This is a genomic window from Qipengyuania citrea, assembly GCF_009828015.1.
Lineage (GTDB): Bacteria > Pseudomonadota > Alphaproteobacteria > Sphingomonadales > Sphingomonadaceae > Qipengyuania > Qipengyuania citrea.
Genome location: NZ_WTYG01000002.1, coordinates 634,000 through 645,672 on the forward strand (window position 1 = coordinate 634,000; position 11,673 = coordinate 645,672).

The following is an 11,673-nucleotide window of genomic DNA, read 5'->3' on the forward strand; positions in this document are numbered from 1 at the left end:
CGGCCTCGCCGTTCCTCAGTCGTAAGTCACGCCGGGCAGTCCTTGCCCGCCATCGGCGATAAAGGCATCGATGCGCGCTTCGAGCGCGGGCAGCGGCACCGATCCCAGCGCCAGCACAACATCGTGGAACTTGCGGATATCGAAGCGTTCGCCCAGCTCCTCCTCGGCCTTGGCGCGAACCCTGCGAATGGTCATTTCGCCCAGCTTGTAGGCCAGCGCCTGGCCGGGCCAGCTGATATAGCGATCTATCTCGGTCCCGACTTCGCGCTCGGACAGGGCAGTATGGCTCGACAGGTAATCGACCGCCTGTTCGCGGCTCCACCCGTAGTGGTGGATGCCGGTATCGATGACCAACCGCGCCGCGCGCCACATCTCATAGGAAAGCCGACCGAACTTCTCGTAGGGCGTGCGGTAGATGCCCATCTCCTCGCCGAGATATTCGACATAGAGCCCCCAGCCCTCGCCAAAGCCCGAAAAATAGGTCTGGCGGCGGAACCGCGGGGCTTCGTCCTGTTCGAGCGCGACCGCGCCCTGGAAACTGTGCCCGGGCGCGCATTCGTGCAGCGTCAGCGCGGGAATGTTGTAGAGCGGGCGCGACGGCAGATCATAGGTATTCATCTGGCACGCATCGAGCCCGCCGCGCCCCGCGGTGTAGAAGGGGGCGATTGCGGGATCGACCGGGCGGATCGTGAAGCGGTGGCGGGGCAGGAAACCGAAGTAATCGGCCAGTTTCCCGTCGACGCGCTTGGCGACATAGGATGAGACGCCCATCAGCTCGTCGCCGCTGCGCGCCACGAATTGCGGATCGGTGCGCAGGAAGGTGACGAATTCGGCCAGCGTCCCCGCGAAGCCGGCTTCGTCCTTCACCTTTTCCATTTCGGCGGTGATCCGCGCGACTTCGTCGAGCCCGATGCGGTGGATCTGCTCGGCGGACAGGTCGAGCGTGGTGTATTGGCGGATCTGCTGCGCGTAATAGGCCGCCCCGTCGGGAAACTCGCTCGCGCCCAGAGAGGTGCGGGTCTGCGGCAGGTATTCTTCGCGAAAGAAGGCGAGCCAGTCGGCATAGGCGGGCGTCACGCTTTCTTCGATCGCGGCGCGGCCGGCGGTGCGCAAGCGCGCTTGATCGGCCGGCGAGATGCTGCGCGGCATAGCGGCGAAGGGGGTCCAGAACGCGCTTTGCTCGGGATCGTCCACGACATAGGATGCGATCGAGACGTCGCGTCCCTCGAGCGTGACCCGCGGTACCGAGAATCCGCGCGCCAGCCCGGCGCGGGCATTGGCGGTGTGTTCGGCGAAATAGCGCGGGATGTCGCGCATCCGGCCGATGTAATCCTCATATTCCGCGACTGTGGTAAAACCTGAACGCGGTGCGAGATAGGACCAGAAATTGCTGTCGCTGTCGAAGGGCATTTCCCATTCGGCAAACCGCGCATCACCGATTTCGGCTTCGAGCAGGGTCCGCAGCACCAGCGCATTGGTGCGCTCCGTCGCGTCGAGGGCGGACAGGTCGATGGCATCGAGCCGGGCGAGGTAATCGGCATATTGCGCCGCCCGTGCCCGCTGCGCTTCGGGTGCGACCGACCACAGCGCGGGGCCGCGCCGGGTGCTGCCGTTGGCAGTCTCGATCTGGCCGAATTGTTCGAGCCGGTAGTCGTAGAAGGCATCCGCCAGCGTCGAAAGCCGCGTGGCAGGCGTATCCTGCGCTGCCACCGGCGCTGTCAGCGAAGCGGCGACGAGGACCGCCGCACCGTAGATCGCAGTCCTCATCGTCACTTCCCCTTGTCCGGTATTCAGTCCGGTTTCTTCGCCACGCCGACCATGGCCGGGCGGAGCAAGCGGTCCTTGATCATGTAGCCGGCCTGCATTTCCTGCACGATGGTGCCCGGTTCGACTTCGTCGCTCGGCACTTCCATCATCGCCTGGTGCTGGTTGGGATCGAGCGGCATGCCCTTGGCCGCGATGCGGGTGATGCCATTGCTGGCGAACACCTTCTCGAGTTCGCGCTGGGTCGCCTCGATACCCGAGATGAAATTCTTGGCCTTCTCGTGATCGCGCAATTCATCGGGCACATGGTGGAGCGCGCGGGCCAGATTGTCCGCCACGCTCAGCACGTCGCGGGCGAAATTGGTCGCCGCGTAATTGCGCGCGTCCTGGACGTCCTTTTCCATGCGGCGGCGCACGTTCTGCGTTTCCGCGCGGGCATAGAGCACGTCCTGCATCGCGGTTTCGAGGTCGCCCTTGAGCTTGGCGAGCGCATCCTCGACTGGCGTTTCGTCGCCCGCTTCATCCGCATCGTCACGCAGATGTTCGGGCACGCCTTCCATTTCGCGTAGCACTTCGTCGTCGACCGCCTTTTTCTGCGGTTCGTTGTTGTTTTCGTCGGTCACGTAAAAACCCTGTCAGCCAATGCGTTTGCCCAAGGATCGGGCGGTGAAATCAACCATGGGGACGACCCGCGCGTAATTCAACCGCGTCGGGCCGATCACCCCCAGCACGCCGACCACCCTGCCCTCGCGGTCGCGATAGGGCGAGGCGATGACCGACGATCCCGAAAGCGAGAACAGGCGGTTCTCGCTGCCGATGAAGATCCGCATCGCTTCGGCGCGGCGCGCGCGTTCGAGGAGGCTGGCGACCGACTGCTTGCTTTCCAGATCGTCGAGCAGCGACCGGACGCGCTCGATATCGCCCAGCGCCGCCTCGTCGAGCAGGTTGGCCTGCCCGCGCACGATCATCACCGGGCGCTTGGCCGCATCCTCGCTCCATGTCGCAAGCCCGCGGCGCACCAGATCGCTGCTGGCTTCGTCGAGCGCCGATTTCCCGCTGGCGATCTCCTCTTCCACCGCGCTGGCCGCTTCGGCCAGCGTACGGCCCGCGCTGCGCGCGGTGAGGTAGTTGCTGGCCTGTTCCAGAGACGTGCCGAGCGCTTCGGCGGGCAGCGCGATGATCCGGTTTTCGATCTGGCCGTCTTCACCAACCAGCACCGCCAGCACGCGGTGCGTGTCGAGCGCGGTGAGCGAGACCTGCGCCAGGCGCGGTTCGCGCGTCGGGACCATGACCATGCCCGCTGCCCCCGAGAGGTCGGACAGCAGCGCGCTGGTTTCCTCCAGCGCGCGTTCGATCGGTCCGGGCTCGCCCAGCCGCTGCTCTATCGCGTCGCGTTCCTCGCGCGTCGGTTCGGCCACCTGCATCATCGCGTCGACGAACAGCCGCAAGCCCGTATCGGTGGGCATGCGCCCCGCGCTCGTATGCGGCGCGGACAGGAGCCCGCGCGCCTCGAGATCGGCCAGCACGTTGCGGATCGAGGCGGGAGAAAGGTTGACGCGCCCCTCGCCCGCGAGCGCTTTCGATCCGACCGGCGAGCCGCTGTCGAGATAGCCTTCGACGACGAGACGGAAGATCTCGCGGGCGCGTTCGGTCAGATCGTTCAGCGGCGGGGAATTCATGCCCCCTATCTAACCACTCCCCTTGCGGCCTCAAGGGGCTTGCGCCACAGGCACTCGCGAGATTCGACTGCAATGGAGAACCCCATGCGACCTTCCGGCCGGGCGCCCGACGAAATGCGCGCCATCACTATCGAAACCGGTTACACCAAGCACGCCGAAGGCAGCTGCCTGATCAGCTTCGGCGAGACGCGCGTATTGTGCACCGCCAGCGTCGAAGAACGCATCCCGCCGTGGCTGCGCGGCAAGGGCGAAGGCTGGGTCACCGGCGAATATTCGATGCTTCCGCGCGCCACGCATACGCGCGGCCAGCGCGAGGCGGCCAAGGGCAAGCAGAGCGGCCGGACGCAGGAAATCCAGCGGCTTATCGGACGCAGCTTGCGCGCGGTGGTCGATCACAAGAAGCTCGGCGAGCGGCAGATCACGCTCGATTGCGACGTGATCCAGGCTGACGGCGGCACGCGCACGGCGTCGATCTCGGGCGCATGGGTCGCACTGCGCCTCGCGGTCAACGGGCTGCTCAAGTCGGGCGACATCACGCAGGACCCCATCACCGCCAAGGTCGCGGCAATATCCTGCGGTGTCTACCAGGGCACGCCCGTGCTCGACCTCGACTATCCCGAGGACAGCAATGCCGATGCCGATGCCAATTTCGTGCTGATCGAAGGCGGCAAGATCGCCGAGGCGCAGGCAACTGCCGAAGGCGCGCCCTATGACGAGGAAGCCTTCCTCCGCCTGCTGCGGCTGGCGCAGATGGGCTGCGCGCAGATTTTCAAGGCGCAGGACGAGGCCACGCGCAAATGACGCGTCGGCTCGGTTCGGGCTCGCTCGTGATTGCCACGCATAACGCCGGCAAGCTGAAAGAGATTTCCGCGCTGCTCGAACCGCATGGCATGAATTGCCTGTCGGCCGGGTCGCTGGGTCTGCCCGAACCGGCCGAAACCGGCACCACCTTCGTCCAGAACGCGATGCTCAAGGCACGCGCAGCGGCGGAGGCGTCGGGCATCGTCGCGCTCGCCGACGACAGCGGCCTGTCGGTCGCTGCGCTCGGCGGGCGGCCGGGCGTCTATACCGCCGACTGGGCCGAACGGCAGTGGTTCGAAGGCGATCCGGGCCGCGACTGGTACATGGCGATGGGCAAGGTCGAGGGGCTGTTGCAGGAACAGGGCGCGGATGTAGACCGGTCCTGCGCGTTCCACTGCGTGCTGGCACTGGCATGGCCCGATGGCGAGCACGCAGTCTATGAAGGCACCGTGCCGGGCACCCTCACCTGGCCGCCGCGCGGCGCGATGGGCTTCGGTTACGACCCGGTGTTCGTGCCCGAGGGCAGCGAGCAGACCTTTGCCGAGATCGACCCGGCGCAGAAACATGCGATCAGTCACCGCGCCGATGCATTCGCGAAGCTGGTCGCGGAGCAGTTCGGCTAAGCCTCAGTAGGGCTTCTGACCCCAGATGTTGCCGGCGGGCCAATAGCGGCAGACCAGTACATCGTTGCCCGCGGCGGTAGCGACGGCGCAGCCCACTTCCTGCGTGTCGCGCCAGACCACCTGCGTGTAATGCCCGACATCCGCCCAATTGCCGGTGTGCGAGATATCGGGGAAGCGGGCGTGGCGGTAATGCCGTTTTTCGGCGATGAACATGTCGACCATGGTCTCGACCGGCCAGTGACCGGCGGTCCCCATCCAGAGGTTTTCGCCCGTCCGGTTGCGCTGGCGGCTGTCAGCATGCTGGAGCCGACCGATGCGCGAGAGATGCTGTGCCCATTCCTCCGCCTCGCGTTCGAGATGGACGTTCCACTTGAGCGGCTGGAGACGCAGGCGATGGCGCTCGTCATTATGCGCGCGCAGGATCCGCGCGGCGAGGTGCCGATCGGTCGCAGTGTACAGCGCGCGGGAGTGGGTGAAGGCGCCATTCGCCGCTGCAGGAGTCGACGAACCGCTTGCAGCCAGCCCCAAGGCCATGGCACACGCCACGGACCAAGCACCGAACCACGACATTCTGCGATTTCCTACGCTCTTCATGCGTCGGGCAAATCGGTTACGATCGTTAAGATTGGGTAAACTCACAATTGGCCCGCGCGCTCTACATTCACTGGCCTTTCTGCATCGCAAAATGCCCTTATTGCGACTTCAACAGCCATGTCCGGAAAACTGCGGAGACCGCCGTCTGGAAAGACGCGCTCATAGCGGACATGCGCCATGAGCATGTTCAGGCAAATTCTGAAGAACCGCTGACAAGCATCTTTTTCGGCGGCGGAACACCGTCTCTGATGCCGCCCAGCCTGGTGGCCGAACTGATCGCCGAAGCCGATCGGTTGTGGGGTTTCGATCCCGCTGTCGAGATCACGCTGGAAGCCAATCCCAGCAGCGTGGAGGCAGCCAATTTCGCCAATCTGGCCATGGCCGGGGTCAATCGGGTGTCGCTTGGCGTCCAGAGCCTGCACGACGAGGCGTTGCGTTTCCTCGGCCGGCTGCATGGCGCAAGCGAAGCACTGCAGGCGCTGGAAGTCGCACAGCGGCATTTCAAACGCGTTTCGATAGATCTCATCTATGCCCGCCCCGGTCAGACCGAGGCCGATTGGCACGCCGAGCTGGGCCGCGCGCTTGCGCTCGGTACCGACCATATGTCGCTCTACCAGCTGACGATCGAACCCTCGACACGGTTTGCCACCGATGTCCGCCAGGGGGTTTTCGCACCGCTGGAGGACGACCCGGCAGCCGACCTCTTCGCCCTCACCCGCGAAATGACCGAGGCGGCGGGACTACCCGCCTACGAGACCAGCAACCACGCCCGCCCCGGCCAAGAGAGCCGCCACAACCTGACCTATTGGCGTTATCTCGACTATATCGGGATCGGACCCGGCGCGCATGGCAGGCGCTGCGACACCGCCACGGTGAGGCACCGCAAGCCCGAGAACTATCTGGGCGCATTCGCAGCGCAGCAGCACGGGATCGCCGAGGCGCGGCCGCTGGGGCGCAGCGAACAGGCGAGCGAGGCGCTGCTGATGGGGCTGCGTCTGCTCGAAGGCGTCGATCTTGCGCAGCTGGCGCAGCGCTTCGGCGCGCAGCCCGAAACGTTGATCGACGGCCGCAAGCTGGCACTCTACCGCGATCTGGGCATGGCGTGGTCCGACGGGCCGCGGATCGGTGTCACGCCGCGCGGAATGCCGGTGCTCGACGCGCTGCTCGGCGAGCTGGTCCAGGCTGACCTCGTAACCTCATGACCAGCGCCGACATGCTCGCGGCCTGGCACGACCATCTGGCCCTCGGGCTGAGGCGCTCGCCGCACACGGTACGGGCCTATGGCACGGCGGCGCAGCGGCTGCTGACGCGGATGGATCTGGCGACATGGGACGAGGTAGCCCGAATGCCGGCAACGCGGTTGCGCACGCATCTGGCATCGCGCCGGGCCGACGGGCTTTCCAATGCCTCCGCCGCGCGCGAACTGTCTGCGCTCAAGGGGTTCATCGCCTTTGCCCGCGCGCAGGCTGGCCACGCGGTATCCGAACCCCCGCGGCTGCGCGGTCCGCGTATTGCGAAGGGACTGCCGCGCCCGGTAACGCCCGACGATGCTGTCGGGCTGGCCGATACGGTTGCCGAACTGGCGAGCGACGACTGGATCGGCGCGCGCGATCGCGCGGTCTTGCTGCTGCTCTACGGTGCCGGCCTGCGGATTGCCGAAGCGCTGTCGCTGACCGGCGCCGACCTGCCGCTGGGCGAACGGCTGACCGTGACCGGCAAGGGCGGCAAGCAGCGCGTGGTCCCGTTGCTCCCGATCATTCGCGAGGCGGTGGCCGATTATGTCGCCCGGTGCCCGTGGCCGCTCACCCAATCGGATCCGCTGTTCCGCGGGGCAAAGGGCGGCGCATTGTCACAGGGCGTGCTGCAGAAAGCGACCGCGCGGGCGCGCAGGGCGCTCGGCCTGCCCGATAGCGCCACGCCGCATGCGCTGCGCCACAGCTTCGCCACGCATCTGCTGGGTGCCGGGGCCGATCTCAGGAGCCTGCAGGAACTGCTGGGCCATGCCAGCCTGGGATCGACGCAGATCTATACCAAGGTCGATGCGGCCACCCTGCTCGATACCTATCGCAAGGCCCATCCGCGCGAACAGGACTAGCGTTCGGCGCGCGGTTTCCAGGTCACGACCCGCCACGCATAGCCAGCCAGCGTCAGACCGAGCAGGCCGAGGGTGATCCAGCCGAGCACCTCTTGCGATTCGGCGAGCCATACCGCCAGCCGCCGTCCGCTCTCGACCAGCAGCAGGTTCCAGATGAAGGCCCCGGCAAAGGTGAAGCCGAGGAACCGCCACAGCCCCATATGCGCGAGTCCCGCTGGCAGCGAGATCATCGTGCGAAAGACCGGGGTGAAGCGGAACACGAAGACGACCCAGGGCCCGTGCCGCTGGAAGAAGCCCTGCGCGCGTTCGACATCCTGCCACTCCATCGTCAGCCAGCGCGCCCAGCGGTTGACGAAGGGTTCGAGCCGCGTGCGCCCCCAGTGGTCGCCCAGCCAGTACCAGACGTAATTGCCCGCGGTCGAACCGACCGTGCCGACGATCATCAGCGGCCAGAAATCCATCGTTCCGCGCGATACCGCGACCCCGCCCAGCCCCATGATCACTTCGGACGGGATCGGCGGGAAGATGTTCTCGACTGCCATGAGCAGGAAAATGCCTAGCAGCCCGCCCTGCTCGATCGCGCGGAGGATAAATTCGTGCATAGGTGCCCTAACGGCCCGGCCGCGCCAACGGTCCTACATCGCCGCGTGGCGGCGTTCGATGGCATCCCAGATCAGGCCCGCACTGTCGGTCCCGTTGAACTTGTCGATCGCGACGATGCCGGTGGGCGAGGTGACGTTGATCTCGGTCAGCCATTTGCCTCCGATCACGTCGATGCCGACGAAGACCAGCCCGCGCCGTTCGAGCTCGGGGCCCATCGCCGCGCAGATTTCTTCCTCGCGCGCGGTCAGCGTCGCCGCTTCCGCGTGGCCGCCCTGCGCAAGGTTCGAACGGAACTCGCCTTCACCCGGGAAGCGATTGATCGCGCCGACGAATTTGCCATCGACCAGCACGATCCGCTTGTCGCCTTCGCTGACTTCGGGGAGGAACGGCTGGACCATGTGCGGTTCGGGCCAGGTCTGGTCGAACACTTCGGACAGCGCGGACAGGTTGGTGCCCTGCTCGTCGATGCGGAAGATCGCCTTCCCGCCATTGCCATGCAGCGGCTTCACCACCACCGAACCGTGGCGTTTCTGGAAGTCGCGCAGATCGTCGAGATGCCGCGCGACCAGCGTCGGCGGCATGAACCGCGCGTAATCGAGCACGAACATCTTTTCCGGTGCATTGACCACTTCGCGCGGATCGTTTGCCACCAGCGTGGTGCCCTTGAGCCGGTCGAGCAGCAGCGCAGCGCTGATATAGCCGAGATGGAACGGCGGATCCTGCCGCATCAGCACAACGTCGATATCCTGCGCCAGATCGATCCGGCGCCGTTCCCCGACGGTGTAATGGTCGCCCTCGACCCGTTGGACCGTCACCGGCGCGGCATGCGCGGTGATCCGCCCGCGGGGCGTGCCGTCGCTTTCATAGGCCAGGCTGGTGACATCGTAATGCCACAGCTCGTGGCCGCGTGCCTGAGCCGACAGCATCAGCGCAAACGAACTGTCGCCCGCAATCCTGATGCTTTCGAGCGGGTCCATCTGGATAGCAACGCGGAGCGACATGCACTTACCTTTCGCTTGGCGTGTCCGGGTGGTGCCGGGCACGGTAGGGAATTCCGGCTGGCCCGCTCACCACCCGCTGCGCACCGGACGCGCAAGCGGAGCTCAGGGCTGCCATGCGTTGGCGATGTGGCGAGGGAAGCTGCCCGGTGCAAGCAGGATCACGTCGAGCCGGATATCTTCGCCGCTTCCGGCATAGCGATGCGCCACCGCTTCCACGGTAGCGGCCACGCGCGACAGCCGGTGTTCGTCGACTGCGTGATCGAGAACGGCGCGCCGGCGGCGCCACTTCACTTCGACGAAGGCGATCACCCCGCCTCTTCTGGCGACGATGTCGATCTCGCCCGCCGGTGTCTTGACCCGCCGGTCGAGGATTTGCCAGCCCTTGGCCCTGAGCCAGACCGCAGCGCGGGTTTCGCCGTCGCGGCCGCGTTTCTCGGCCAGCCTGCGCGTCATTCGGACCGCAGTTCCAGCGCCCTGGCGTAGAGTTCCTTGCGATCGAGCCCGGTCGCTTTCGCCACCTGTCCCGCGGCCTGCGAGGGCTTGAGCGTGCGCAGTGCATCGGCGAGCAATTGTTCGGCGTATTCGGGGCTGGCCACGCGCTCGGGCGGCGGCCCGACCAGCAGCACGATCTCGCCCTTCGGGGGATGCGCCTCGTAATAGGCGATCAGGCCGTGCGGCAGGCCGGGGCGAAGTTCCTCGTGCAGCTTGGTCAGCTCGCGCGCCACGGCGACATTGCGGTTGGGCAGCGCCTCGGCGATGGCAGCCAGCGACTTGGTCAGTCGCGGTGCGGTTTCGTAGAATACCAGCGTCGTGTCGACATCGGCCAGTTCCTCCAGCGTTTCGCGCCGCGCCTTGTCCTTGTTCGGCAGGAAGCCGGCGAAGAGGAAGCGGTCGTTGGGCAGTCCGCTGAGCGCGAGCGCCGTGACCGCGGCGCAGGCGCCGGGCAGCGCGGTCACCGGAATACCCTCGGCGCGGCAGTCGTTGACGAGGCGATAGCCGGGATCGGAAACCATCGGCGTGCCCGCATCGCTGACCAGCGCGACCGCGCGATCGCGCATCGATTCGACCAACCGGGTGCGGTCGCGGTGTTCGCTGTGGTCGTCATAGCGCCACATCGGCTTCGATATCCCCAGATGCTTGAGCAGCTTGCCGGTGACGCGCGTATCCTCGCACGCGACCCCGTCGCAGCGGCGCAGCACGTCGACCGCGCGCAATGTGATATCCCCTAGGTTGCCGATCGGGGTGGCGACGATATAGAGCCCGGGTGTAAGGGCATTTTCGGGAGGGGGCGCATCTGTCACCACCCTCCTTTGAACCAAGAATGAGGGACGCGGCAAGATGAAGCGCTGGACTATCGACCGCCGGGCAATGGTAACCGTGGGGCTGGCCGCCCTGCTGGGGGCCTGTTCGGTCATTCCCAAGGGCGCCGACCGCGCCGGACCGGTGGTCACCACGCCGACCCCCGAACCGACCCAGAGCCTGCCGAGCGACGAAACGCGCCACCGCATCGCGCTGCTGGTACCGATGTCGGGCACCAACGGCGCCGTGGGCCAGTCGATCGCCAACGCCACCACCATGGCCCTGCTCGACACCAATGCCAGCAATCTGCGGATTACCAGCTACGATACCGCCAAGGGCCCCGAAGCGGCAGCGCGCCAGGCGATCGCCGAGGGCAACAAGCTGATCCTCGGCCCGCTGCTCGGGTCGAACATCCCGTCGATCACCGCCACGGCGCGGGCGGCGGACGTCCCGGTCATTTCCTTTTCGAACGATACCGGCGCGGCCGGACCCGACGTGCTGATCATGGGGCATATTCCCGAGCAGTCGATCATGCGCACAGTGCAATATGCGCGCAGCCGCGGATCGCAGAATTTCGCCATCATCGCTCCCGATGGCGAATATGGCGCCCGTGCCGAGGAAGCCGCCCGCCGCGCGGTGGCGGCCTATGGCGGCACCATGGTGTGGACCGAACGCTACGCCCGTGGCAATACGTCGATCGTCAGCGCCGCCGAACGGCTCAAGGCGCATGGCGGGTACGACACAGTGCTGATCGCCGACGGCGCGCGTCTTGCGGCGCAGGCAGCCGGCGTGCTTAAGCCGCGTGCCGGCGGCACACCGCAATTGCTCGGCACCGAATTGTGGAGCGGCGAAGGCTCGGTAACGCGGGCCTCCGCGCTGCGCGGCGCGCTGTTCTCGGCCGTGTCCGACAATCGCTACAAGCGGTTCGTCGACAGTTACGAGGCGCGCTTCGGCAGCCAGCCCTATCGCATCGCCACGCTCGGCTATGACGCGGTGTTGCTGACGCTGCGCGTGGCGCGCGACTGGCGCGTCGGCCGCGATTTCCCCGACCGGGCGCTGCGCAGCGAGGACGGTTTCCTCGGTCTCGACGGCGCCTTCCGCTTCGGCCCCAACGGCCTCGTCGAACGCGCCTTCGAGGTCCGCGAGGTCCGTGACGGTGCGGTTGTGGTGGTCGAGAACGCCCCGGCCCGTTTCTGACCTCGTCCCCGTCCCGC

13 protein-coding genes are annotated in these 11,673 nt (G+C 66.5%); 5 read left to right on the forward strand and 8 right to left on the reverse strand.

Features of this window, described 5'->3' with window-relative positions; genetic code table 11:
• Window positions 1-15: 15 nt before the first annotated feature.
• From GRI55_RS08570 to hrcA, 3 genes are read right to left on the reverse strand one after another with little or no spacing between them, the layout of a single operon-like run.
• On the reverse strand, window positions 16-1,767 hold the full coding sequence (locus GRI55_RS08570) for a DUF885 domain-containing protein (protein WP_160766841.1): 1,752 nt from the start codon (window positions 1,765-1,767) through the stop codon (window positions 16-18).
• A gap of 23 nt (window positions 1,768-1,790) precedes the next feature.
• The gene (gene grpE, locus GRI55_RS08575; RefSeq protein ID WP_160766842.1) at window positions 1,791-2,387 is read right to left on the reverse strand and encodes a nucleotide exchange factor GrpE; all 597 of its coding nucleotides are present in this window, start codon (window positions 2,385-2,387) and stop codon (window positions 1,791-1,793) included.
• A 12-nt stretch (window positions 2,388-2,399) separates the two neighbouring features.
• A complete protein-coding gene (gene hrcA / locus GRI55_RS08580; RefSeq protein WP_050600539.1) occupies window positions 2,400-3,443 on the reverse strand; it encodes a heat-inducible transcriptional repressor HrcA in 1,044 nt (347 codons plus the stop codon).
• Between the two features lie 84 nt (window positions 3,444-3,527).
• Between hrcA and rph the strand changes: the two genes are divergently transcribed.
• Window positions 3,528-4,244 carry a ribonuclease PH gene (gene rph, locus GRI55_RS08585; protein ID WP_050600709.1) on the forward strand — a complete coding sequence of 239 codons (717 nt, stop codon included), beginning with the start codon at window positions 3,528-3,530 and terminating at the stop codon, window positions 4,242-4,244.
• A complete protein-coding gene (rdgB, locus tag GRI55_RS08590; protein WP_160766843.1) occupies window positions 4,241-4,867 on the forward strand; it encodes an RdgB/HAM1 family non-canonical purine NTP pyrophosphatase in 627 nt (208 codons plus the stop codon). The genes rph and rdgB overlap by 4 nt, the downstream gene beginning before the upstream one ends.
• Before the next feature lie 3 nt (window positions 4,868-4,870).
• Here the strand turns inward: rdgB and GRI55_RS08595 are convergent, their stop codons facing one another.
• Window positions 4,871-5,401 (reverse strand): CAP domain-containing protein, encoded by a 531-nt coding sequence (locus GRI55_RS08595; protein WP_237452457.1) that lies wholly within the window; start codon window positions 5,399-5,401, stop codon window positions 4,871-4,873.
• Window positions 5,402-5,508: 107 nt separating this feature from the next.
• On the opposite strand from GRI55_RS08595, the gene hemW reads away from it, so the two are divergent.
• Together hemW and GRI55_RS08605 are read left to right on the forward strand one after the other, a co-directional pair.
• Complete coding sequence (hemW, locus tag GRI55_RS08600; protein WP_160766845.1) at window positions 5,509-6,663, forward strand: radical SAM family heme chaperone HemW; 1,155 nt, start codon at window positions 5,509-5,511, stop codon at window positions 6,661-6,663.
• The gene (locus GRI55_RS08605) at window positions 6,660-7,556 is read left to right on the forward strand and encodes a tyrosine recombinase XerC (protein ID WP_160766846.1); all 897 of its coding nucleotides are present in this window, start codon (window positions 6,660-6,662) and stop codon (window positions 7,554-7,556) included. The genes hemW and GRI55_RS08605 overlap by 4 nt, the downstream gene beginning before the upstream one ends.
• Here the strand turns inward: GRI55_RS08605 and GRI55_RS08610 are convergent.
• The 4 genes from GRI55_RS08610 to rsmI all read right to left on the reverse strand — a co-directional run bounded on the left by GRI55_RS08610 (window position 7,553) and on the right by rsmI (window position 10,461).
• Window positions 7,553-8,158: a DedA family protein gene (locus tag GRI55_RS08610; RefSeq protein ID WP_050600544.1), complete on the reverse strand. Its 606-nt coding sequence runs from the start codon at window positions 8,156-8,158 to the stop codon at window positions 7,553-7,555. The two genes, GRI55_RS08605 and GRI55_RS08610, sit on opposite strands and share 4 nt — an antisense overlap.
• 33 nt (window positions 8,159-8,191) lie before the next feature.
• A complete protein-coding gene (gene gshB, locus GRI55_RS08615) occupies window positions 8,192-9,160 on the reverse strand; it encodes a glutathione synthase (protein ID WP_063506048.1) in 969 nt (322 codons plus the stop codon).
• 102 nt (window positions 9,161-9,262) lie between these two features.
• Window positions 9,263-9,613, reverse strand: coding sequence for a YraN family protein (locus tag GRI55_RS08620; RefSeq protein WP_160766847.1), 351 nt, complete (start codon window positions 9,611-9,613; stop codon window positions 9,263-9,265).
• On the reverse strand, window positions 9,610-10,461 hold the full coding sequence (gene rsmI, locus GRI55_RS08625; RefSeq protein WP_063505899.1) for a 16S rRNA (cytidine(1402)-2'-O)-methyltransferase: 852 nt from the start codon (window positions 10,459-10,461) through the stop codon (window positions 9,610-9,612). The genes GRI55_RS08620 and rsmI overlap by 4 nt, the downstream gene beginning before the upstream one ends.
• 37 nt (window positions 10,462-10,498) lie before the next feature.
• Between rsmI and GRI55_RS08630 the strand changes: the two genes are divergently transcribed.
• Complete coding sequence (locus GRI55_RS08630; protein WP_050600548.1) at window positions 10,499-11,656, forward strand: penicillin-binding protein activator; 1,158 nt, start codon at window positions 10,499-10,501, stop codon at window positions 11,654-11,656.
• Window positions 11,657-11,673 lie beyond the last annotated feature (17 nt).

Excerpts from the sequence above, each read along its gene's own strand:
- GRI55_RS08595 (WP_237452457.1), bottom strand. The coding sequence starts at position 5,401 with ATGGCCTTGGGGCTGGCTGCAAGCGGTTCGTCGACTCCTGCAGCGGCG.
- gshB (WP_063506048.1), bottom strand. The coding sequence starts at position 9,160 with ATGTCGCTCCGCGTTGCTATCCAGATGGACCCGCTCGAAAGCATCAGG.
- GRI55_RS08570 (WP_160766841.1), bottom strand. The coding sequence starts at position 1,767 with ATGAGGACTGCGATCTACGGTGCGGCGGTCCTCGTCGCCGCTTCGCTG.
- GRI55_RS08605 (WP_160766846.1), top strand. The coding sequence starts at position 6,660 with ATGACCAGCGCCGACATGCTCGCGGCCTGGCACGACCATCTGGCCCTC.
- rdgB (WP_160766843.1), top strand. The coding sequence starts at position 4,241 with ATGACGCGTCGGCTCGGTTCGGGCTCGCTCGTGATTGCCACGCATAAC.
- hrcA (WP_050600539.1), bottom strand. The coding sequence starts at position 3,443 with ATGAATTCCCCGCCGCTGAACGATCTGACCGAACGCGCCCGCGAGATC.
- GRI55_RS08620 (WP_160766847.1), bottom strand. The coding sequence starts at position 9,613 with ATGACGCGCAGGCTGGCCGAGAAACGCGGCCGCGACGGCGAAACCCGC.
- rph (WP_050600709.1), top strand. The coding sequence starts at position 3,528 with ATGCGACCTTCCGGCCGGGCGCCCGACGAAATGCGCGCCATCACTATC.
- GRI55_RS08610 (WP_050600544.1), bottom strand. The coding sequence starts at position 8,158 with ATGCACGAATTTATCCTCCGCGCGATCGAGCAGGGCGGGCTGCTAGGC.
- GRI55_RS08630 (WP_050600548.1), top strand. The coding sequence starts at position 10,499 with ATGAAGCGCTGGACTATCGACCGCCGGGCAATGGTAACCGTGGGGCTG.